This window comes from Pseudomonas sp. BIGb0176 (genome assembly GCF_024810175.1).
In the GTDB taxonomy this organism is placed as follows: Bacteria; Pseudomonadota; Gammaproteobacteria; order Pseudomonadales; family Pseudomonadaceae; genus Aquipseudomonas; species Aquipseudomonas protegens.
The window spans coordinates 192,029-213,099 of the sequence record NZ_JANUEC010000006.1 but is presented as its reverse complement, the minus strand read 5'-3'; the positions used below and the strand labels follow the sequence as shown (position 1 = coordinate 213,099).

Below are 21,071 nucleotides of genomic sequence, written 5' to 3'. Positions count from 1 at the left end.
TTTGCCACCGCCGCCGCCCTGGCCTTCGAAAACTCGGGCGACGGAGGTGAGTCAAGCCAGCGAATGGAGGAGCGATCCTGCATTCGCTTTTTTATGCCTCAGGCCTGCACTCAGGCGGCCAGCGCCCAGTCCTGGGCCACGTCCTGCACACCCACCAGGCCAACATCGGCAGCGGCTGCGGCAGCCGGATTGACGTGAGCAACGCCAGCAGCGGCCAGGTCGTCGAAGGTGGAGTTCACCGACAGGCTTGGGTCGATCGCCTTGAGCAGGGCATCGATCTCGCCGGCCAGCGCCGAGCTGTCGCCACTCATCAGGCCGTAGACCACCTTGTGCACTTCGCCTGCACGGCCTTCTTCCTTCAGGCTGTTGAGGCCCAGGTTGGTGATGCTGACTTCCTGGCTGACCAGGTTGTAGTTGCTGCCCGAACCACCGGCGAGGGTGTCGCCCAGGGAGATAGTGTCCACCGAGCCCCACAGGGTGTGGCTCGGGTTGCTGAACAGGGTGTAGTGCAGGTTGCCGTCGGCGACGAAGGCCGCGTCACTGGCGGTGCTCTTGATGGCGTACTGGGTACCGTCGAACGGGCCCGGGTTGAAGCCACCGGTGTTGGTGCCGTCGACCACTTCGCCTGGGCGGTGGTTGACGTCGCCGAAGTAGGCCGACCAGTCAGTCAGGTATTGCGCAACAGTATTACCGCCGTAGGTAGCGCTGTAAGAGATCGAAATGCTCATGCAAAACTCCAATACATTAGGGGGGTCATGTCCGCAGCACGCCACTGCCTGCTGCGGTTTTGCCCATCAATGGGCAAAAGCGGTCAGAACTGATACTCCACGGTGCCTTGCAAGGTCCGGCCACGGCCGAGGGTGAAGGCCAGGACATCGCCGAGGGGCACCAGGTAGGCGCGGTCGGTGACGTTTTCCATGGCCAGGCGCAGGGTCAGTTCTTCAGTGGCCCGGTAGCTGCCATACAGGTCGTAGACGGTGTAGGGCTTCCAGTCGGCCGGGTAGACGCCGGTCTGGCTCACGGTGCCGGTGGCGGAGCCGGCGATCGAATAGCCGGCGCTGTAGCGGGCCCGGGCGCCGATATCCAGCTTGCGGTCGAAAAAGCGCGCGCCCAGGGTCAGGGTGCCGCGGTCCATGGGCATGTGTTCGGCCGAACCGAGGATCGCCGCATTGCAGCGACTGGCATTGTTGGCCGCATCATCGGGGCGCATGCCGGTGACGATCGCACCACGCCCACTGCCATTCTTCACCGGCTGGGTCACACCCCCCAGCCAGGCGATTTTCGTGCAGAAATCGTTGTCGCCGATCATGCGGGTGTAGTTCAGCTGGCCGTAGGCGCGACCGGCGTCATAGTCCAGCTGGTACTCCACGCCCTTGAAGCGGGTGCTGCTGAGGTCGTTGACATAGGCACTGTTGCCGATGCCGGGCGAGCCGTAGCCAGGGGGCTGCACACCCATGGCCATATAGATGAAGTCATCGACCCGGGTATCGAAGTACGCCACCTTCATCCCCAGGCGGTCATCGTTGAACCAGAGGTTTTCCTTGAAGACGTTGACCCCCGCTTCCCAGGTGCTGGAGCGCTCCGGCTTGAGGAAGGGGTTGGGGAAGGTGCTCTCCGAGCCGCCGCCATGGGGCCGGCCGGTGATCATGGTTTCGGTCACCGCCGGTGGCCGCCAGCCCTTGCCATAGCTGGCGAACAACTGCAGCCATTCGACGCCCGGCTTGACCGACAGGCCGAAGGTCGGCGAGAAGCGCCCTTCCTCGTTGTCGATGTCATAGGCCACCGGCACCGAAATCTGCTGGGGCGTCTTGCCGATCACGAAGGTGCGGGTGTTGATTCCGGTCTCGCCCCGCAGGCGGTAGCGGTCGTAGCGCAAACCGGCGTTGAGGTTCAGCCAGCCGTCGTAGTCGAAGTCCAGGCGGGTGAATAGACTGCCCAGGGCACGATCGCCCTCGGGGGTCATGCTGGCCGCGGGCGAAGCGCTGACCGCCGATCCTTTGGGCACCGGCTGGCTGGAGTCGGGGCGGACCTTGTCATAGAAGAATTCCAGGCCGTAGTTGGCCTTCAGCGTGGCCAGCTCGCCGAGCGCGAAGGTCGAGGTGTTCTGCGCCTGAGCGCCATAGGTGTCGGTCTGGTAGGTGATCGAGTAGCCGGGGCTGCTGCGCCGGGTCAGGGTGCTCTGGTCGTTGCTGTTGTCGACGTAGTAGAGCTTGGCCTTGAAGTCGATCAGCGGGTTGTCCGGGGTGTAGCTGTAGTCGAGGCCGAAGTTCTGCGAGCGCACATCGCTGCTGCCGAGCTTTTCCCAGAGCTGTTGCTTGTTCTCGACGTTCATCATGTTGGCGTCGTCGTAGGACACCTGGGTGGTCAGGTAGCTCAGTTGCAGACGCTGGTCCTGGGGTAGGTTGAGCCCCAGCTTGGCCAGGCGCGAACGCATCACGGAAGCGGAATAGGCCACCTTGGAATTCTTCACCCGGTCATTGATCGACGGGTCCATCCAACTGCCGGTACGCAGCTCGCCAATGCCGCCCTTGGTCCCCGGGTTGTAGTCCCCCAGGTGCCGTTCACTGGCGGCCAGCAGCATGTCCCAGACCTCGGTGCCGATGGCGAAGGCGGTGCTGCCGATGAAATGGGTACCGTTGCTGCGGCCACCCAGGCCGCTGGTCACGCGGATCCGGCCACCGATTTCCTGGCCGGGCTTGAGCAGGTCACGGGCTTCGACGGTGCGAAAATTGGCGACCCCGCCAATCACCCCGGCGCCGCCCATGGTCGAAGTGGCGCCCTTCTCCACCACCACCTCGGAGAGCAGCTCGGGGTCGACGTAGAGGGTGCCGTTGCGCTGCTGGTGGCCGCTCTGCTGGTAGTTCTGGCGCATGCCGTCCACCGACATGTTGACCCGGCCATAGTCCTGGAGGCCGCGGATATTCACGGACAGGCCCGGGTCCTGCTGGCTGACTGCCGAATACACACCGGAGGTTTCCTCCAGCATGTCGGCCGCGTGCCGGGGCGGGTTGCGATCGAGCTGCTCGCGGCCGACCACGCTCACCGAACGTGGCGCGTTATACACCCAGTCGCTCTGGCGGCCTTCGAGGTTGCCGGAGATGGTGGTGGGCGCAAGGGCCAGGGCGCCGTCACGGCCGGTTTCCACCCGGTTCAGGGTCACTTGGCGCTCGCCGGTGAAGCGGTACTGCACCGGCGCATTGCCCAGCAACCGCGCCAGGCCCTCCTCGGCGCTGTAGCGGCCCTTGAGCGACGAGCTGTGCAAGCCATGCAGGCGCAGGCTGTCGAACAGCACCTGCACCCCGGCCTGCTCGGCAAACACCAGCACCGCACTGCCGAGGGCCTGGGCGGGGATATCGAAATCCATCTCGCGTTGCTGCTGGGCACTCTGTAGGGCTGCACCCACAGGCTCTGCCGCGTGCAGCAAACCGCCTCCTGCCAACAGCCCTGCGACGCCCAAGTGAATGGCCAGGGCCAAACGACTTGCTGCGTGAATTCCAGTGCAACTGCCTACCCTCATGTCCCTTGTTCCTGCGCTGGCTATTTTTGTTTATGCGAATGCATCTCAATTAGCTAGACGTGCCAGGCAGGAAAACTCAGTAAGGTTTTTTTGAATTATTTTGCACAAGGGTGGAAAAAGGCCCGCAGGCCTCAGTAAATCAGGCTGACGCCGGCCAGGTCGAAACGCTGCACCTGCAATTCCTGGGTCAGGGTAACCAGGGCTGCATCGAGCATGTCCAGACGGAAGACACCGCTGACCTGACGCTGGGCCAGGGCACTGTTGGTCAGCACCACCCGCCCGGGCCGATAGCGATTGAGGCGCTCCACCACCAGGCCCAGGGGCTGGCGGTCGAACACCAGGACGCCGCGCCGCCAACTGGTGGCCCGCTGCAGGTCGAGCCCATCAAGCGCCACCACCCCCGCCTGCGGGTCATAGCGCACGCTCTGCCCCTCTTGCAGCACCCGCTCGGAGGCCCCGCGTTGCGCCGGGGCATCCAGGCTCACCGCGACACTGTGCTGCAACACGCCGACCCAGGCTTGTTGAGCGCTCTCGCGCCCGACCACGAAACGGGTGCCCAGGGCGCGGGTCTGGCCGCCGGCACTCCGCACGATAAAAGGTCGTTTTTCCTCGCCGGCCATGGGCGCCACGTCAAACACCGCGGAGCCGGCCAGCAATTGAACCTGGCGCTTGTCGCCGCTGTAGTCCAGGCGAATGGCGCTGCCCGAATCCAGCTCGACCTGGCTGCCATCGGCCAGTTGTACGGTGCGCACCTCACCCTTGCCGGTGAGATAGTCGGCCTGCAGGTACAGCAGCGCCTGCGGCCCTTGCAGCCAGCCCAGGGCCACCGCCAGTACCAGCATCGCCACGCTGGCGGCCCGCACCAGCCGGCGTCGACGGCGCGGGCGCGGTATTGTCGCCGCAGGCCGCGCCGCCTGGCGCCGTGGTGGGGCAGTGGCCGCCAGTTCGGGGTCCAGGCGCAACTCGCCCAGGGCCTCCCAGGTCTGCCGGGCAAACACCAGAGCCTGGGGATGACGCGGGTCGGCGGCCTGCCATTGGGCAAGCTGCGCCTGCTCGGTGGCGCTCAGGCCTCCCGCGTGCAAACGCACCGCCCAGTCGGCGGCGGCCTCGGTGATACTGCGCTCTTGCGGACCCTGGCTATTCACGTGTGAATCTCGATTTCTCGTTATATATAAGCAGTGACGTCTGACCCCGACTTTTACCGTAACTCACTCGTCGACTGGCCGACCGTCGGTAGCCTGCAAACGCTGCATCACATAGGCCAGCGCCCGGGACAGGTGCTTTTGCACCGAGCTGTCGGAAATATTCAGGTGCCGGGCCACCTCGGCGTGGGTCATGCCTTCGATACGGTTGAGGCGAAAGATTTCCTGGGTCCGCGGGGGCAGTTCCATGATCGCCTGTTTCAGTGCCTTGCGCTGTTGCTGCGCCATCGCCTGAGCCTCCAGCCCGGCCGCCTCATCCTCGATGTCGGCCAGCACTTCATGGGGCACGGTCTCGGTCTTGCGCCGCGCCTCCTGACGTACATGGTCGATCAGCAGATTGTTCGCCGTGCGGTAGAGATAGCCCTGGGAATTGTCGATACGCTCGCCGCGCGTGTGCTCGGCCAGCCGCAGGAAACTCTCCTGCACCAGATCAGCGGCCAACTGCGGGTCCCGTATCTTGCGCGCCAGGTACCCACGCAAGGCAGCGGCATGCTTGAGAAACAGTCCCTTGAGATCCACGTCCGACAAACCGACTCCCTGGAACATGAAGGAAATTGCCGGGCATCTTACGGCCAGTCGAGAATGATTTTCAATTGATATAAGCACTCATTGGCGGCAGCCTTGCACCTGCGAGCCCTACGCTGCCGTTCGATTACCGAACACTTAATCCGCCCTCCCCCCGTTGTGCATCTACCGCCAATTGACCAAATTAACCAGTTAGTACAATTTACCTTTCAACGCCTCGTACGCTCTCCCGAGGCCGACAATAACAACGGAGATTTACCCCATGCGTCCTATCGTTCTGGTGCTAAACGGCCCGAACCTGAACCTGCTCGGCACCCGCGAGCCGGCCACTTACGGCCACGAAACCCTGGCTGACATTTCCGCCCTGTGCGGCCGCGCCGCCGAGGAGTTCGGCCTCGCTGTGGAGTTTCGCCAGACCAACCATGAAGGCGAGTTGCTCGACTGGATCCACGGGGCGCGTGGTCGCTGCGCCGGCATCCTGATCAACCCGGCCGCCTGGACCCACACCTCGGTGGCAATCCGTGACGCCCTGGTGGCCAGCGAGCTGCCGGTGATCGAAGTGCACCTGTCCAACGTCCACGCGCGCGAACCGTTTCGTCATCACTCCTTCGTTTCCGCCATCGCACAGGCGGTGATGTGCGGCTTTGGCAGCCATGGCTATCGCCTGGCGCTGGAACACTTCAGCCAGCGGTTCAAGGAGCAAGGCGCATGAGCCGGCAAGCCAGCGTTCTGGCCGGGCTGATTGGCGCCGGCATCCAGGCCTCCCGCACCCCGGCCCTGCACGAACAAGAGGGCGATGCCCAGCATTTGCGCTACCTGTACCGCTTGATCGACCTGGATCAACTGGGCCTGGACAGCAGCGCCCTGCCTGAACTGTTGCGCGCCGCCGAGCAGATGAGCTTCACCGGCCTGAACATCACCTTTCCCTGCAAGCAGAGCATCCTGCCGCTACTCGACGAACTGTCCCCGGAAGCCCAGGGCATCGGTGCGGTGAACACCGTGGTGCTCAAGGATGGCAAACGAGTCGGCCACAATACCGACTGCCTGGGTTTTGCCGAGGGCTTTCGCCGCGGCCTGCCGGACGTGGCAAGGCGCCAGGTGGTGCAGATGGGCGCCGGCGGTGCCGGGGCCGCAGTGGCTCACGCCCTGCTGAGTGAAGGCGTGGAGCAACTGAACATTTTTGACGTGGAGCCGCAGCGGGCGCAAAGCCTGGCGGACAACCTCAACCAGCATTTCGGCAGCGCCCGGGCCCGGGCAGGCGGTGATCTGTCGAGTGCCCTGCACAGCGCCGACGGGCTGGTGAACACCACGCCCATGGGCATGGCCAAGCTGCCGGGCATGCCGGTGCCGGTGGAACTGCTGCGAGCGCAGTTGTGGGTTGCCGAGATCGTCTACTTTCCCCTGGAAACCGAACTGCTGCGCAACGCCCGGGCCCTGGGTTGCAGGACCCTGGACGGCGGCACCATGGCGGTGTTCCAGGCGGTCAAGGCGTTCGAGCTGTTCAGCGGCCAACGCGCGGACCCGCAGCGCATGCTGGCGCACTTTCACAGCATGAACGGCTGAGACAGGGCTCGGTAGCAGCTGCTGCCTTCAGGGCGCTGGCGAGCCTGCGGCAGCGGCTACAGCCTGCTTAGTCGGATTTGAGCTGCAGGCGCGAGAGCAGGCCGATCAGCAGCACATTGAAGAGAATCATCAGCAGGCTGCCGAGGATGCCCACCAGGCTGATCACCGACGACGGCAACCAGTCGAACATGCTGAACCCGGTGAGGGACAGCAGGCGCTCGCCGAACCAGAACGTGTCGACCACGATCATCAGGATCAGGATTATTTTCAGGGTTGGAACGGGGTTGCCCATGGTGCCTTCCTTGTCGTGGTGCAGGTTGCAGAAGCCTTGGTGGCGATGGCGATCTTACGGGCGCTTTCGCTGGCAAGCCAGCGCCTGCCAAGCCAGCGCCTACAAAGAGTGGGATCAGGCCTGCAGGTAGCGCAGCACCGACTCGCAGATCATCTCCCGGTGGCGTTGCTTGATGCCTTCATCCGGCAGGTCGATCTGGAAGATCTCGCCAAAGGTGTGGCGGTTCGAGACCCGGTAGAAACAGAACGAGCTGATCAGCAAATGCACGTCCAGCGGATCCAGGCCGCCGCGGAACACGCCTTCGCGCGCGCCGCGCTCGAGGATCTCGCCCAGGGCATGGAGAATGGTGTTGTTCATGGCCTTGATCACGCCGGACTGCTTCACGTACTCGGCCTTGTGGATGTTCTCGATGCTGACGATACGCACGAAATCGACGTTGCGGTCGTGGTGATCGAAGGTGAACTCCACCAGCCGGCGAATCGCTTCCTGCGGCGCCAGCTCTGCCAGGTGCAGGCGGCTCTCGGTGCTGCGGATATCGCCGTAGAGCTTCTCCAGCACCTCGACGTACAGCTGCTCCTTGCTGCCGAAGTAGTAATAGATCATGCGCTTGGAGGTATGGATGCGTTCGGCGATCGCATCCACTCGCGCGCCGGACAAGCCCTGCTGGACGAACTCGACAATGGCTTCTTGAAGGATGTTCTCGCGGGTCTTTTCCGGGTTGTTCTTGCGACTCTTGCGCGGTTCGAGAGCAGGCTCATCGGGCGCAATCGAGCGTTCACTGGTCATTGTCATTCTGGGCTCACGGCCATCACTGCACACGCGGGCGATTATGGGCCGCGTCACCCTGCGAAAGAAAGCGCGACGGCGGCCGTTACCGCCGTCGTTAACAATCTTCTACAACTTGGCCTGGCGCACGGCACCGCTGCGTGATTTGGCCATGGCCGCCAGGCGCACCGCGACGTTGGCCGCACCGTAGCCGGCATAGCCGTTCTTGCGCTGGATGATCTCGAAGAAGAAGCGCCCTTCGAAGGGCTCGGTGTAGACGTGAAACAGCTCGCCGCCCTGGGCATCGCGGTCGTAGAGGACGTTGTAGTAGGCCAGTTCGCTGAGAAAATCGTCGTCGAAATCAAAGCGTGCCGCCAGGTCGTCGTAGTAGTTGAGCGGGATGTCCAGCAGCGGCACGCCAGCCTCCTTGGCCCGGCTGACTTCGGCAAAGATGTCGTCGCAATCGAAAGCGATGTGGTGCACCCCGCAACCGCGATAGCTGGACAAAGCATGGGAGATCGCAGTATTGCGATTTTCCGAGATGTTCAGCGGCAGGCGGATCGAGCTGCAACGGCTGCGCAGGGCGCGGCTTTTCACCAGGCCGTAGGGGTCGGGCAGCACCACTTCGTCGTCGGCCTCGAAGTCCAGCAGGCTCTTGTAGAACAGCACCCAGCTGTCCAGGCTGTCCGCCGGCAGGGCCATGGCCATGTGGTCGATGCGCTTGAGGCCGCCCTTGGCCACCACGCCGCTGTGCATATTGAAATCGGTGTCGTACAGGTGCTGGCCGCCCTGCTGCTGATCCACCAGGTAGATCAGGCTGCCATCGGGCTCGCGCACCGCCGCCAGCTCCAGCTCATTGGGGCCAACCAGGCCGCGATAGGGCTGGCCCTTGTAGGCCACCGCCCGCTCCAGGGCCTTGGCGCTGTCCTTGACCCGGATTGCCGTGGCACACACCGAAGGGCCGTGGGCCTCGAAGAAACTGTGGGCGAAGGAATAGGGCTCGGAGTTGAGGATCAGGTTGATATCCCCTTGGCGCATCAGGCTGACGCTCTTGGAGCGATGCTGCCCGGCCCTGGCGAACCCCAGGCGCTCCAGCCAGCCGCCGAGCTTGGCGCCCAGGGCCTCGTCCACGGCGAACTCGAGAAACTCGGTGCCGCCATAGGCCTGCACCGCAGGCGGCGCGAACAGGGTGTCGATGTTCGCCACCGGCTGGCCTTCCTGCAGCAGGCGCTCGCGGGTCTTCTCTTCCAGGTACAGCAGCGAGCGCAAGCCATCGGCTGCGTTGGCCCGCGGCGGCGCGGCGCGAAAGCCGTCGTTGAAGATCTCCAGGGACAGCGGCCCGGTGTAGCCGCTCTTGATGATCGGCGCCAGAAAACCCGGCAGGTCGAATTCGCCCTGGCCGGGGAAGCAGCGGAAATGCCGGCTCCACTCCAGCACATCCATGGCCAGGATCGGCGCATCGGCCATCTGCACGAAGAAGATCTTGTCCCCCGGAATCTCGGCAATCGCCGCCGGGTCGCCCTTGAGCGACAGGGTGTGGAAGCTGTCCAGCAACACCCCGAGGCTTGGGTGATCGGCGCTGCGCACGATGTCCCAGACCTGTTGATAAGTATTCACGTGACGGCCCCAGGCAAGGGCTTCGTAGCCGATGCGCAGGCCCCGAGCACCGGCCCGCTCGGCCAGCAGGTGCAGGTCGTCGATGAGGATCTGCCGGTCCCCCAGGCTGTCCGCCGAGGCGTTGCTGCACACCAGCACCAGGTCGGTGCCCAGCTCCTGCATCAGGTCGAACTTGCGCTCGGCGCGCTCCAGGTTGCGCGGCAGACGGTCGCGACGACAGCCCTCGAAATCCCGGAATGGCTGGAACAGGGTGATGGCAATGCCCAGGTCGGCGCACATCTGCTTGATTTCCCGAGGGCTGCCGTCGTAGTAGAGCAGGTCGTTCTCGAAGATCTCCACGCCGTCGAACCCGGCGGCGGCGATGGCTTCGAGTTTTTCCGGCAGGGTACCGCTCAGGGACACGGTGGCAATGGAACGCTGCATGATTCGACTCCCGGGTAAGGACGGCCAGTCGGGCACAGGGGGACCGCGGCTTTTTATTGGATGTTGCGGATTATTCCACAGGCCTTGTTAAAGTGTACGAACCAGTTAGTTTTGTGTTCGATTATCGAACAAAATACAGATTGGCGAATTGACGATTTTTCAGCCACTGCGCACCATCGATAGCACGTTGAGCCGGCCCCAAACCCCCGGCTTCAATCACCCAGACCCAGAACACACCATAAAAATTTCAAAAATCGGGTACACCCTCATGCTTGCACTCAACGCCCTTCACTGCTGCACATCCCTTTGGCTGATACCGCCAACGGCCTCAACCGGCACCCTGGAATACGCCGCGCTACAGCCCTGAGCTGCAGCCGACCCGATGGCGCTCACCTGCCCGGCATCTGCCGCAGCGACGCGCCGCCCCAGCCGATCAACCCGCAGGTTCCCGGGCTGCCATGCCCCCGCCGACGGTTGATCACGCGCCCTTGAGTTCCGACGAGCCCCGGCTCGCCAGTCACTGAACGGATGGCCCACATGACTCCTTCCCAAAGCTCTCGCATCGCCCCGAGCCTCAGCGTTGCCGGCGGCATCGGCGACAAGATCCGCGGCGCCATGGCGGTCGGCAAGACCCGCTGGGGCATGCTCGCCCTGGTGTTCTTCGCCACCACCCTGAACTACATAGATCGCGCCGCACTGGGCGTGATGCAGCCGATCCTGGCCAAGGAAATGAACTGGACGGCGATGGACTACGCCAACATCAACTTCTGGTTCCAGGTCGGCTACGCCGTGGGCTTCGTGCTCCAGGGCCGCCTGATCGACCGGGTTGGGGTGAAGCGGGTGTTCTTCTTCGCCGTGCTGTTGTGGAGCCTGGCCACCGGCGCCCACGGCCTGGCCACTTCGGCGGCGGGCTTCATGGTCTGCCGGTTCATTCTCGGGCTCACCGAAGCCGCCAACTACCCGGCCTGCGTGAAGACCACGCGGCTGTGGTTCCCGGCCGGCGAACGGGCCGTGGCCACCGGGATCTTCAACGCCGGGACCAACGTCGGCGCAATGTTCACGCCCATGCTGCTGCCGCTGATCCTCCACGCCTGGGGCTGGCAGGCCGCGTTCCTGTGCATGGCCGCGCTGGGTGGCATCTGGCTGCTGTTCTGGGGCCTGAAGTACTTCAACCCTGAAGATCATCCAAGCGTCAAAGCCTCCGAGCTGGCCTACATCCAGCAACAGGTGGAGCCGGAAGAAACCCGCGTGCCCTTCAGCCGCATCCTGCGCATGCGCGGCACCTGGGCCTTCGCCCTGGCCTACGCGATGACAGCGCCGGTGTTCTGGTTCTACCTGTACTGGCTGCCGCCGTTCCTCAACCAGCAGTACAACCTGGGCATCAACGTGACCCAGATGGGCATCCCGCTGATCATCATCTACCTGACCGCCGACTTCGGCAGCGTCGGCGGCGGCATCCTCTCTTCGTTCCTGATCGGGCGCGGCATGAACCCGATCAAGGCGCGGCTGCTGTCGATGTTCCTGTTCGCCTGCTGCATCATCGGCGTGATCATGGCCGCCGGCACCGCCAACCTGTGGCTGGCCGTGTTCGCCATCTCCCTGGGGATCGGCGCGCACCAGGCCTGGACCGCCAACATCTGGAGCCTGGTGATGGACTACACGCCCAAGCACATGATGAGCACGGTGTTCGGCTTCGGCGGCATGTGCGCGGCCATCGGCGGCATGTTCATGACCCAGATCGTCGGCCACATCCTGACCGTGACCAACAACAACTACACCCTGCTGTTCACCCTGATCCCGGCGATGTACTTCATTGCCCTGACCTGGATGTACTTCATGGCCCCGCGCAAGATTCCCCGCGTAGAAGACTGATGCTCCTTTCACGCAGGCCCACTCCGGGCCTGCGTTTTTTTATCGGCTCGCCCTCCCCCCCTTTTGTTTTTCCAGACTCGGAGATCGTCCCATGACGCTCGGTAACCTGAGCATCGCCCAACGCGCCGTGATCAGCTTCGGCGTGATTGCCCTGCTGGTCCTGCTGCAGGGGCTGTTCGCCCTCAAGCAAGTGGCCGAAGTCCGCGCCACCGGCCAACACACCGAAAACATTTCCCTGCCCAGCACCCGCTACCTGGGAGAAGTGCGCGACTACGTGTTGAGCATCCGCGTGCTGAGCCTGCGCATGGCCCTCAACCGTGAACCGCAAGTGCTGGAAAGCACCATTGCCCGCCTGCATCAGGTACAAGCCTGGCTCGACCAGGCCCTGGCCAGGTTCGCGCCGCTGGTGGGCGATCACAATCGGGTGCCATACGAAGCATTCCTCGCCACGGTCAAGAGCTACCAACAGGCCTTGGCCCAGTACGAAGCCCTGTCCCGGGACAACCGCAGCAGCGAGATGACAGCGCTGCTCAACGGCAAGATCCAGGATTACTCGACCCAGACCGGCGACCAGTTCGCCGAGCTGATGAACCTGACTTCCGAGGAGGTCAGCCAGTCGGCCCAGCATGCAGACGCGCTCTACACCCAAGTAAAAATCACGGTGATCGGCGCCCTGATCGCCGTCGCCCTGCTGACCCTGTGCCTGGCCTGGCTGTTGATTCGCAGCATCGTCGTGCCCATCCGCCAGGCTGTGAGCGTGGCCGAGCAAGTGGCCGCCGGCGATCTCGGCCACCCCATCCACAGCGAGGGCAGCGATGAAACCGCGCGCCTGCTCAAGGCCCTGGCCAGGATGCAGGCCAGCCTGCGTGAAACCCTGCAACTGATCAGCAGCACCTCGACCCAACTGGCCGCCGCCGCGCAACAGATGAGCCAGAGCACCCATCAGGACTCCAGCCGGCTGCAGCAGCAACACAACGAAATCGAGCAAGCAGCCACGGCCGTCAATGAGATGACCGCGGCCGTCGAGGAAGTGGCACGCAACGCAGTGTCCACCTCCGACACCACCCGCCAGTCCACCGCCCAGGCCACCCAGGGGCAAGCCCGGGTGACCCAGACCCTGGACGCGATCCAGGCCATGAGCAGCGATGTCGGCATCGCCCTGCAGCAAGTGCAGACCCTGGCCGAGCAGTCACGGGAAATCGGCAAGGTGCTGGACGTGATCCGCGCCATTGCCGAACAGACCAACCTGCTGGCCCTGAACGCCGCCATCGAGGCCGCGCGGGCTGGGGAAGCCGGCCGTGGTTTTGCCGTAGTGGCAGACGAAGTGCGGGCCCTGGCCCATCGCACCCAGCAGTCGACCCAGGAAATCGAACAGATGATCGGCCGGGTCCAGGGCGACACCGACAGCGTGGTGCAGTCCATGCACGGCAACAGTCAGCGGGTGGCCCAGACCCTGTCCATCGCCGAGCAGGCCGGGCTGGCCCTGGGGGAAATCACCCGGGCCATGGAACAGATCCACGAGCGCAACCTGGTGATCGCCAGTGCCTCGGAAGAACAGGCCCAGGTGGCCCGTGAAGTGGACCGCAACCTGCTGAACATCCGCGACCTGTCCCTGGAAAGCGCCGACGCAGCCACCCGCACCAACGCCACCAGCCAGGAGCTGTCACACTTGGCGGCCGGCCTGCAGAACCTGGTGGTACGCTTGCGTTTCTGAATCGTCTCAGCGGCGGCGTTGCTGCCAGGCCGCCGCCAGCCCGCTGAGGCAGATCACGATGATGCCCACCTGGGTGATCAACGACGGCGCGTGGCCGAACAGCAACCAGCCCAGCAACCCGGCAAAGACAATCTGGCAATAACCGAAGGGCGCCAGCAGCGCCGGCGCCGCATGACGAAAGGCCTGGGTCAGGAACAGGTGGGCACTCATGCCGCAGGCGCCCAGCGCCAGCATCAGCAAGCCATGGAGGAACCCGGGGGTCTGCCAGAAGAACGGCACCAGCGCCGTCATCACCAGGGTGTTGCACAGCCCGGCAAAGAAGTTGCTGGTGGTGGGGCTGTCATGCTCGGCCAGCTTGCGTGTGAGCAGTTGATAGAAACAGAAGAACAGCGCCGAACAGAACGGCAGCAACACCGCCGGCGTGAACAGCTCGCCGCCCGGATGCACGATGATCAGCACCCCGACAAACCCGCAGATCACCGCCAGCCATTGGCCGCGCGTCACCTGTTCGCCGAGCAAGGGCACCGACAATGCGGTGACCAGCACCGGGGCGAGAAAGTTGACCGCCGTGGCCTCGGCCAGGGGGATGAACAGCAACGCCGAGGTGAACAATAGGCTGGTGCTCAGCAAACACAGAGCCCGCAGCAGTTGCAGCAGCGGTCGCTTGCTACGTAGTACCCGCAGGCCGGATTGCGGCAGGAAGATCCCGGCCATCAGCAAGGTATGGATCAGGTAACGGGCCCAGACCACCATGATCACCGGGAAGAACCCCGACAGGTATTTGGACAGGGCATCGTGGCTGGCGAACAGAAAGGTCGCCAGGACGATCAGCAGAATGCCCTTGAAGGGGTGATTGATCCCGGAAAGTGGCGTGCTGCGGGTCATGGGCATTCCTTGGGGTGATTGAAAACACAGCTTCGCGGTCCGCCAGCGCCTACCGGGTATTTGTAGGAGCCGGCTTGCCGGCGAAAGTCCTCCCGCCGACTCAGATCCTGGCCAGCAGCGCGCGAGTTGCATCCAGCGCCATCTGCGCTCGCTGCAAAGCACTCACACCCTGCTCCAGCAACTGCACCGTGGGTATTTCCAGGCTCAGGGGCAGTTCTGGCGGCAGGCACTTGAGCAGCCCCGCCAGATCACAGTCGCCCTCCCCTGGAAAACGCCGCTCGTTGCGGGCCTGGCGCAGGATCTCCTGCATATCGTCCGGACAGGGCCCGGCGACATCGCACAACTGTGCATAACGCAGGCGCGCCGGATCAACCTTGGCCAGGTCCTCCAGGCGCGATCCCGAGCGGTCGAAGTGAAAGGCGTCCACCAGCACGCAGCCGTTGCTGCGAGCGGCGTTCTCCACCACGCGCACGGCTTGCTCCAGGTTGCGCGCATCGGTCCAGGGCATGAACTCCAGATGGGGGTGCAAGCCATACTGCGCCGCCAGATCACACAAGGCGGCAAAGTTGTCGGTCATGCGGGCTTCATCCGGGTCATTGCCCGCCACCAGCAACTCGCTGGCGGCAAACTCGGCGCCCACCGCCAGCACCGCCTCGAAGTCGCTGATCCGGGTCTGCGGCTTGAGCCGCAGGATCTCCACATCCAGCACCCGCACCCCGGTATCGCGCAGGCGATCCCGGGTTTGCCGACGCAAGCCGGTATCGGCCACCAGCGGAAAGTGATGTTCCTCCGGGGTTGCCGGCACCAGCCGCAGGCCCAAATGGCTGTAGCCGGCACGGGCCGCCACTTCCACCATCTCTGGCGGAGACAGCTCCAGCACGGTCAGGCTGGCCAGGGAAAAAATCCGTTCACTCATCAGTTGTTCACTCAATGGGGGTTGGGGTGCAGGCGCGACCCGTGGCGGCGGCCTGGCGAATGGCTTCGATCAGGGCCAGGGTACGAGCGGCATCGGCGGCGCTGACCAGGGGCGCGACTTCGCCCCGGGCGACCTTGACGAAATGCTGCAGTTGCAAGCGCAGCGCCTCATCCGGCACGAAGCTTTCCTGCTGCATCAACAAGGGCTGGTGCCAACCGGCGCCCGCTTCGGCGTAGTGCCAGCGCTTGAGCTGAGGAATGCTCAAGGCTCCCTGAGTGCCGGCCAGCAGGTAGCAAGGCTGATCGGCCTGGCGCGGATACACCGGGTTCTCCCCGGAATCCAGCTCCCAGCTCCAGGGCGCCGCCACCGCATCGGAACCGGTGAGGCTGCCCAGGGCGCCGTTGTCGAACTGCAGCAGCACCGCCGCACAATCCTCATTGGCGTAACCACGCACGGTGTTGCTGGTGATGGCCTGCACCTGTCGCACTTCTCCGCACAGGTGCCGCAACAGGTCGAGGTCGTGGATCAGGTTGGTCAGCAACATGCCGGCGCCGGGCTCGCGGCGCCAGGGAATGTCGAAATAGTGCTCGGGCTTCTGCAATTGCCAGAGTGCGGTGACGTTGGTCAGGCGCCCCAGGGCGCCGCTGCGCAGCAGTTCATGGGCGCGGGCGATCAATGGGTTGTGCCGTCGATGATGCCCCACCAGCACCGGGACCCCAGTGGTCCGCGTGGCCGCTACCAATTCGCGCACTTCATCCAGATGCACGCCCACCGGTTTTTCCAGCAGCACCGGCACGCCTGCGGCGAGGCAATCCTGGGCGGTGCTGACATGGAGGTTGTTAGGGTTGGCAACGATCACCGCATCCGGGCGGACTTCCCGGAGCAGGGTCTGGTGATCGGCAAAGTGCGGCACCTGCCATTGTGCGGCGACAGCCGCCGCCTGGGGGCCGGGATCGGCCACCGCGCAGAGGCAGGCCTCGGCCAGAGTCTTGAGGTGCTGATAGTGCTGCTGCCCCATATTGCCGACGCCGATCAGGGCGATGCGCAGTGGCGTGCTCAATGGAAGATCCTCTTGTGATTGTTATAGGGACACTGAATTTCAAATATTTAGAACTCAGTTCCACTTTCACACAAGAGGGATAAAAAATACCGTCCGATTATCGAACAGCTTTGTGCCGAGTCGAGGTCTGCGTAGCCGCTGCCGCAGGCTGCGAACGGCTGTGCAACAGACGCGGCGGTATCAAGGCCACCACCGGCCCAGCGGCAGATCGCCAAGCAAGGCCCCGCGGCGTTATCTCAATTGAACAACTCGGACGCCTGGCTGGCGGCCGACAGTTCCTCGGCAAACTGCAACAGCAGTGGCGCCAGTTCGTGCAGCCGCGCCAGAGGCAGGCGTGCGCTGGGCCCGGCAACGCTGAGCACGCCCACGACCCGGCCATCAATGGGATGGCGCACCACCGCGGCGATCGCCGAGGTGCCCACGGCGGAGCTTTCTTCGACCCAGGCATAGCCCTGCTCCCGGGCCAGGCGCAGGCGCTCCAGCAGTTCGATGTTCGAGCGCGGAGCGTTGGGCCCCAGGTCCGTCGGGGGCTCGGCCGCCTGGCGCTCCACCAGGGACAGGGCCTCGGCATCACTCAGGGTGGCCAGCCAGGCATGCCCGGAGGCGGTATAGAACAACGGTGCCTCACGGCCCATGTCCGGGTCGTAGCGCAAGCCGGAACGGGCGCCCTGGGACTTGGCGATCCAGGTCTGGCGCTCGCCTTCGATCACGCCCAGGCGCACCAGCTCGCCGGATTCGACCGCCAGGCGGTCCAGTACTGGCTGAACGATATCGGCGCCGCTGGCGGACAGGTAGCGAAAGCCCATGGCTACCAGCCGCGTGGACAGCTGGTAGCGCAGGTTGTCCGGGTTCTGCCGCACATAACCCAGGCGGATCAGCTCCGCCAGCAAGCGGTGGGTGGCGCTTTTGGGAATCTCCAGTTGCTCGGCCAGGGTCTGCAGCGGCAGCCCACGGGGATCAGCGGTAAGACGTTCGAGAACACTGAAGACGCGTTCGATTTGACTGCCAGCCATGGTCGGGTCCCGACAAAATTTGGCCGATTCTAGAGACAAGCGGCCAGTTGGGGAACCGGGCGGCGGTGTTCGATTACCGCCCGGAATCGGCGCCGATCGAGTCTTGTACCCGGCACGGCGCCTTGTAGCAGGGTAGCCGAGCTCGTATATTTTTTGGAACTCACTTCCATAAAATGCAAAATAACGGCTTGCCCGCCACCTCGATTTTCCGGGCATTTTCCGCCCACCAATGCTGTCCAACCTTCAGCAACACCCCCGCAGCCCGGATCGTCACTCGCCCCTCAACCGGCTGTGCTCTTTTATCCACAGGGAGATTGCCCATGCCTCATACCCTTGACTGCCCCGTCCTAACCCACAGCGGCCTGCACATGCCCAAGCTCGGCCTGGGCACCTGGCCAATGCTCGACCAGGAATGCACCCGCGCCGTGGAACAGGCACTGGAACTGGGTTACCGGCATATCGACACCGCCCAGGCCTACAACAACGAAGAAGCGGTGGGCCAGGCCCTGGCCAACACTCCTGTGCCCCGGGAGCAGATCCACGTCACCACCAAGGTCTGGTGGGACCAGTTGCAACCCACCGCCATGCGCCACTCACTGGAGCGCAGCCTGAAAGCCCTGCAAACCGACTACATCGACCTGTTCCACATTCACTGGCCCACCAGCGACTGGGAACTGGAACGCAGCATCGAAACCCTGGTGTCGTTCAAGGAGCAGGGGCTGGTGAAACACATTGGCGTGGCCAACTTTCCCCTGGCCCTGCTGCGCCGAGTGATCGAAGGGCTGGGCGCTCCGCTGTCGGCGATCCAGGTGGAGTACCACGTGCTGCTGGGCCAGAGCGGCCTTCTGGACTACGCCCGCGAGCGCGACATGGTGTTGACCGCCTATACCCCGCTGGCGCGCAACAAGGTCTCAGAGGTGGCCGAAATCCAGCAGATCGCCGCCAAGCACGGCGTGCTGCCGACCCAGGTGGCCCTCAAGTGGCTGCTCGACCAGGACAATGTGGCAGCCATCCCCAAGGCCAGCAGCCGGGCCAACCAGCTGGCCAACCTGGAGTCCCTGAAGATCCACCTGGACGATGCAGACCGGGCGCTGATCGCCGCCCTGCCCAAGGACCAGCGTCAGGTCAACCCGGATTTCGCCCCGGTGTGGGACCACTTCGACCACTGAAACGAAACGCCCCCTGACACCGCAGCGTGGCGTCAGGGGGCGGATTCTCGAGCGCTGGCCATCCCTGGCTTGGCGATGCTTCAGAAATCGAAGAACACTGTCTCGCCTTCACCCTGGATGCGAATGTCGAAGCGATAGGCGCGCTGGCCATTCACCTCGCAAGGATGGGCCAGCAGGGTTTCCCGACGTTGCGCCTGCTCGATCAGGTTCAACACCGGACACTGGGCGTTGGCCTCCGGCTCGTCGGCAAAGTACAGCCGGGTGTGCAGGTGGATATTGATCCCCCGGGCAAACAGCGACAGGTTGATGTGCGGCGCCATCGGCACGCCGGCGGCGTTGTTCACCACCCCGGGCTTGACCGTGTTGAGTGTCCATTCCCCGGCATCGAAGGTGGTGGCGGTGCGACCGAAGCAGTTGAACGGTTTCTCCGTATCGAACACCGGGTCGTAGACCCCGGCGTGGTCGGCCTGCCAGAACTCCAGGAATGAATCGCGCACCAGGTGGCCATTGCCATCGTAGACGTGGCCGATCAGCAGGATCCGCTCACCCGGCGCATCGGCCTTGGCCATCTGGTTCCAGATTTCCTCGGGGCGCGGCGGGTTTCCCGCGGCCGCCAGGGCCAGGCCGATATGCACATAGGGGCCGGCCGTTTGCGAGGGGGTTTCAGGCAGCAGTTGAACAGGCATGTCAGGCTCCTCAGCAGTTCTCGAAGTGGGTCTTGCGCTGGCCGCGCAGCACGATGTCGAAGCGGTAGGCCAGGCAATCCATGGGGTTGGCGCCGCCCATGTCCAGGCGCGCGATCAGGCTCTGTACCGCGTCCGGGTTGGCGATGGACTTGACGATCGGGCACAGCGGGATCAGCGGGTCGCCTTCGAAATACAGCTGGGTGATCAGGCGCGTGGCGATCGACGGGCCACTGATGGAGAAATGGATATGCGCCGGGCGCCAGTCATTGGGGCCGTTGCGCCACGGGTAGGGGCCGGGCTTGATGGTGCGGAAACTGTAGTAGCCATCACGGTCGGTGAGGGCCCGGCCGACGCCACCGAAGTTCGGGTCCAGGGGCGCCAGGTAGCGGTCGTTCTTGTGCCGGTAGCGGCCGCCGGCGTTGGCTTGCCACATTTCCACCAGGGTATGGGGAATGGGTTTGCCGTACTGATCGCAGACCCGCCCGGAAACGATGATCCGCTCGCCCACGGGCAAGCCACCGTTGTTGAAGTTGAGCAGCAAGTCGTTGTCGAAACGCCCGGTGCGCAGGTGGGAAAAGTCCGGGCCTGTGGTTTCACTGACCGATTGTGGAATACTCACCAGCGCCTGGCGCGGGGAACGAGTGACGGAGGTCTTGTAGTCGGGGGTCAGGGCCTTGGGGTGCCAATTACGGTCGCGAATCACGAAGCGACTGCTGTCTGCATCAGACATGTCGATCTCCTGTTGTTTGATTTATGGAGCGCAGCCGGCGCAGTTTCAAACAAACCAGGAGCGGGGAAAATTGAAATGCCGCCCTCAATCAATAACCAAATGGTTATGGATAACTGCCCTCGCGATAGGCCAGCCCCACTTCCCGGAGCACCTCCACCGCCCATTGCGCCGCCAGGGACAAGGGCAGGCTGGCATTGCTGGAAATCCCCACCGAGCCACCGGGTTCGCGCAGGCCCAGGTCCAGCTCCCGCAGTTCACCATTGGCCAGGTCCAGGCGCACGGCGTCCAGCGGCGCGATCCACAGCGCGTCGCTGGACAAGGTGTAGCGTCGGCTCAGGGCCACCGAGAGGGTTTCCAGACGCTGCTGCGACGGAGCAATGCCGCACTGGATGAACAGGCTGTCGGCGTGCTTGCGAATGCTGGTGCCGGCCAGGGGCAGCACCAGGGGATAGGCGCTCACCGCGTCGCGGTCCAGAGGGCCGGTTGCCAGTGGATGCTGCGGGCGGGCCACCAGGGTCATGGATTCGCTGTAAAGGTGCTCGAAGCTCAGGCCGTGGATCTCCGGGCTCTCGGTCATGCGCCCCACCACCAGGTCCAGGTCGCCGACCCGCAATTGCGACAGCAGGTAAGCACTGGGGCCGGTCAGCACACTCACGGTCAGCGCAGAATGGCGCTGATGCAGGCGCCGTATCACCTCCGGCAGCAGCAGGCTTTCCACCGTGGAAAGCACACCGATGCGCACCAGCCCGGCGGCGTACTCACCGCCGCGCAGGCTGCTGACACCTTCCCGCAGGGCCTGCACCGAAGGCCCGGCATAACGCAGGAAGGCCCGCCCGGCCTCGGTCAGGCTGAGGCCGGCCTTGCTCCTGGCAAACAGCCGGGTCTCCAGCAACGCTTCCAGTTCCTTGAGGGTTTTCGACATCGCCGGCTGGCTCACCGCCAGGACATCGGCCGCCCGGGCCAGGCTGCCCTGGCGGGCCATTTCAAGAAAACACACCAAGTGACGGAATTTGATGCGGGTATCGATGTTCAATAGGGAGCCCCGAATGCACCTGGATCGGATCGATCCGTAACCGGGCCATGGTAGCGTGCAGAAAAATCCCTGACGACCGGACTGGCGCC

Annotated in this window: 19 protein-coding genes and 1 pseudogene; 6 read left to right on the top strand and 14 right to left on the bottom strand. The window is 64.1% G+C overall.

Features of this window, described 5'->3' with window-relative positions:
- Positions 1–110: 110 nt before the first annotated feature.
- The 4 genes from M2395_RS29525 to M2395_RS29510 form a co-directional block, all read right to left on the bottom strand.
- Complete coding sequence (locus M2395_RS29525) at positions 111–728, bottom strand: heme acquisition protein HasA (RefSeq protein WP_123431476.1); 618 nt, start codon at positions 726–728, stop codon at positions 111–113.
- 83 nt (positions 729–811) lie between these two features.
- A complete protein-coding gene (locus tag M2395_RS29520) occupies positions 812–3,517 on the bottom strand; it encodes a TonB-dependent receptor (RefSeq protein WP_077934820.1) in 2,706 nt (901 codons plus the stop codon).
- Positions 3,518–3,648: 131 nt separating this feature from the next.
- Positions 3,649–4,662: a FecR family protein gene (locus M2395_RS29515; protein ID WP_077934821.1), complete on the bottom strand. Its 1,014-nt coding sequence runs from the start codon at positions 4,660–4,662 to the stop codon at positions 3,649–3,651.
- A 63-nt stretch (positions 4,663–4,725) separates the two neighbouring features.
- Complete coding sequence (locus M2395_RS29510) at positions 4,726–5,247, bottom strand: RNA polymerase sigma factor (RefSeq protein ID WP_011063603.1); 522 nt, start codon at positions 5,245–5,247, stop codon at positions 4,726–4,728.
- 259 nt (positions 5,248–5,506) lie between these two features.
- Here M2395_RS29510 and aroQ point away from each other — a divergent pair, with 259 nt between their 5' ends.
- The gene (gene aroQ / locus M2395_RS29505; protein WP_011063604.1) at positions 5,507–5,956 is read left to right on the top strand and encodes a type II 3-dehydroquinate dehydratase; all 450 of its coding nucleotides are present in this window, start codon (positions 5,507–5,509) and stop codon (positions 5,954–5,956) included.
- The gene (locus tag M2395_RS29500; protein ID WP_053160144.1) at positions 5,953–6,807 is read left to right on the top strand and encodes a shikimate dehydrogenase; all 855 of its coding nucleotides are present in this window, start codon (positions 5,953–5,955) and stop codon (positions 6,805–6,807) included. The genes aroQ and M2395_RS29500 overlap by 4 nt, the downstream gene beginning before the upstream one ends.
- 67 nt (positions 6,808–6,874) lie before the next feature.
- On the opposite strand, the gene M2395_RS29495 is transcribed toward M2395_RS29500, so the two are convergent.
- From M2395_RS29495 to quiC, 3 genes are all read right to left on the bottom strand, one after another.
- On the bottom strand, positions 6,875–7,099 hold the full coding sequence (locus M2395_RS29495; RefSeq protein WP_015637127.1) for a hypothetical protein: 225 nt from the start codon (positions 7,097–7,099) through the stop codon (positions 6,875–6,877).
- 114 nt (positions 7,100–7,213) lie between these two features.
- Positions 7,214–7,891 carry a TetR/AcrR family transcriptional regulator gene (locus tag M2395_RS29490; protein WP_011063606.1) on the bottom strand — a complete coding sequence of 226 codons (678 nt, stop codon included), beginning with the start codon at positions 7,889–7,891 and terminating at the stop codon, positions 7,214–7,216.
- Between the two features lie 102 nt (positions 7,892–7,993).
- Complete coding sequence (gene quiC, locus M2395_RS29485) at positions 7,994–9,904, bottom strand: 3-dehydroshikimate dehydratase QuiC (protein WP_123431475.1); 1,911 nt, start codon at positions 9,902–9,904, stop codon at positions 7,994–7,996.
- 537 nt (positions 9,905–10,441) lie between these two features.
- Here quiC and M2395_RS29480 point away from each other — a divergent pair.
- From M2395_RS29480 to M2395_RS31985, 3 genes and pseudogenes are all read left to right on the top strand, one after another.
- On the top strand, positions 10,442–11,776 hold the full coding sequence (locus M2395_RS29480) for an MFS transporter (protein ID WP_011063608.1): 1,335 nt from the start codon (positions 10,442–10,444) through the stop codon (positions 11,774–11,776).
- 91 nt (positions 11,777–11,867) lie between these two features.
- Positions 11,868–12,635 (top strand): annotated as a pseudogene (locus M2395_RS31990) (MCP four helix bundle domain-containing protein); the annotation flags it as partial.
- Complete coding sequence (locus tag M2395_RS31985) at positions 12,627–13,490, top strand: methyl-accepting chemotaxis protein (protein WP_370508980.1); 864 nt, start codon at positions 12,627–12,629, stop codon at positions 13,488–13,490. The pseudogene M2395_RS31990 and the gene M2395_RS31985, both read left to right, overlap by 9 nt.
- Positions 13,491–13,496: 6 nt before the next feature.
- Here the strand turns inward: M2395_RS31985 and M2395_RS29470 are convergent, their stop codons facing one another.
- The 4 genes from M2395_RS29470 to M2395_RS29455 form a co-directional block, all read right to left on the bottom strand.
- The gene (locus M2395_RS29470; protein WP_077934823.1) at positions 13,497–14,375 is read right to left on the bottom strand and encodes a DMT family transporter; all 879 of its coding nucleotides are present in this window, start codon (positions 14,373–14,375) and stop codon (positions 13,497–13,499) included.
- A gap of 100 nt (positions 14,376–14,475) precedes the next feature.
- Entirely contained in the window at positions 14,476–15,291 is an 816-nt protein-coding gene (locus M2395_RS29465; RefSeq protein ID WP_077934824.1) for a sugar phosphate isomerase/epimerase, read from the bottom strand.
- 7 nt (positions 15,292–15,298) lie between these two features.
- Positions 15,299–16,351 (bottom strand): Gfo/Idh/MocA family protein, encoded by a 1,053-nt coding sequence (locus M2395_RS29460; RefSeq protein WP_123431474.1) that lies wholly within the window; start codon positions 16,349–16,351, stop codon positions 15,299–15,301.
- Positions 16,352–16,587: 236 nt separating this feature from the next.
- Entirely contained in the window at positions 16,588–17,364 is a 777-nt protein-coding gene (locus tag M2395_RS29455; protein WP_011063613.1) for an IclR family transcriptional regulator, read from the bottom strand.
- 320 nt (positions 17,365–17,684) lie between these two features.
- On the opposite strand from M2395_RS29455, the gene M2395_RS29450 reads away from it, so the two are divergent.
- Positions 17,685–18,533, top strand: a complete 849-nt coding sequence (locus M2395_RS29450; protein WP_123431473.1) for an aldo/keto reductase — start codon at positions 17,685–17,687, stop codon at positions 18,531–18,533.
- Positions 18,534–18,613: 80 nt separating this feature from the next.
- On the opposite strand, the gene pcaG is transcribed toward M2395_RS29450, so the two are convergent.
- From pcaG to pcaQ, 3 genes are all read right to left on the bottom strand, one after another.
- On the bottom strand, positions 18,614–19,219 hold the full coding sequence (pcaG, locus tag M2395_RS29445; RefSeq protein ID WP_123431472.1) for a protocatechuate 3,4-dioxygenase subunit alpha: 606 nt from the start codon (positions 19,217–19,219) through the stop codon (positions 18,614–18,616).
- Between the two features lie 10 nt (positions 19,220–19,229).
- The gene (pcaH, locus tag M2395_RS29440; protein WP_011063616.1) at positions 19,230–19,949 is read right to left on the bottom strand and encodes a protocatechuate 3,4-dioxygenase subunit beta; all 720 of its coding nucleotides are present in this window, start codon (positions 19,947–19,949) and stop codon (positions 19,230–19,232) included.
- Between the two features lie 103 nt (positions 19,950–20,052).
- The gene (gene pcaQ, locus M2395_RS29435) at positions 20,053–20,982 is read right to left on the bottom strand and encodes a pca operon transcription factor PcaQ (protein WP_077934826.1); all 930 of its coding nucleotides are present in this window, start codon (positions 20,980–20,982) and stop codon (positions 20,053–20,055) included.
- Positions 20,983–21,071: the final 89 nt, after the last annotated feature.

Coding starts and splice junctions, on each gene's coding strand:
- M2395_RS29480 (WP_011063608.1), top strand. CDS start 10,442: ATGACTCCTTCCCAAAGCTCTCGCATCGCCCCGAGCCTCAGCGTTGCC.
- M2395_RS29520 (WP_077934820.1), bottom strand. CDS start 3,517: ATGAGGGTAGGCAGTTGCACTGGAATTCACGCAGCAAGTCGTTTGGCC.
- M2395_RS29470 (WP_077934823.1), bottom strand. CDS start 14,375: ATGACCCGCAGCACGCCACTTTCCGGGATCAATCACCCCTTCAAGGGC.
- M2395_RS31985 (WP_370508980.1), top strand. CDS start 12,627: ATGCAGGCCAGCCTGCGTGAAACCCTGCAACTGATCAGCAGCACCTCG.
- M2395_RS29500 (WP_053160144.1), top strand. CDS start 5,953: ATGAGCCGGCAAGCCAGCGTTCTGGCCGGGCTGATTGGCGCCGGCATC.
- M2395_RS29465 (WP_077934824.1), bottom strand. CDS start 15,291: ATGAGTGAACGGATTTTTTCCCTGGCCAGCCTGACCGTGCTGGAGCTG.
- M2395_RS29495 (WP_015637127.1), bottom strand. CDS start 7,099: ATGGGCAACCCCGTTCCAACCCTGAAAATAATCCTGATCCTGATGATC.
- M2395_RS29450 (WP_123431473.1), top strand. CDS start 17,685: ATGCCTCATACCCTTGACTGCCCCGTCCTAACCCACAGCGGCCTGCAC.
- pcaH (WP_011063616.1), bottom strand. CDS start 19,949: ATGTCTGATGCAGACAGCAGTCGCTTCGTGATTCGCGACCGTAATTGG.
- quiC (WP_123431475.1), bottom strand. CDS start 9,904: ATGCAGCGTTCCATTGCCACCGTGTCCCTGAGCGGTACCCTGCCGGAA.
- M2395_RS29490 (WP_011063606.1), bottom strand. CDS start 7,891: ATGACAATGACCAGTGAACGCTCGATTGCGCCCGATGAGCCTGCTCTC.
- M2395_RS29455 (WP_011063613.1), bottom strand. CDS start 17,364: ATGGCTGGCAGTCAAATCGAACGCGTCTTCAGTGTTCTCGAACGTCTT.
- pcaG (WP_123431472.1), bottom strand. CDS start 19,219: ATGCCTGTTCAACTGCTGCCTGAAACCCCCTCGCAAACGGCCGGCCCC.
- aroQ (WP_011063604.1), top strand. CDS start 5,507: ATGCGTCCTATCGTTCTGGTGCTAAACGGCCCGAACCTGAACCTGCTC.
- M2395_RS29525 (WP_123431476.1), bottom strand. CDS start 728: ATGAGCATTTCGATCTCTTACAGCGCTACCTACGGCGGTAATACTGTT.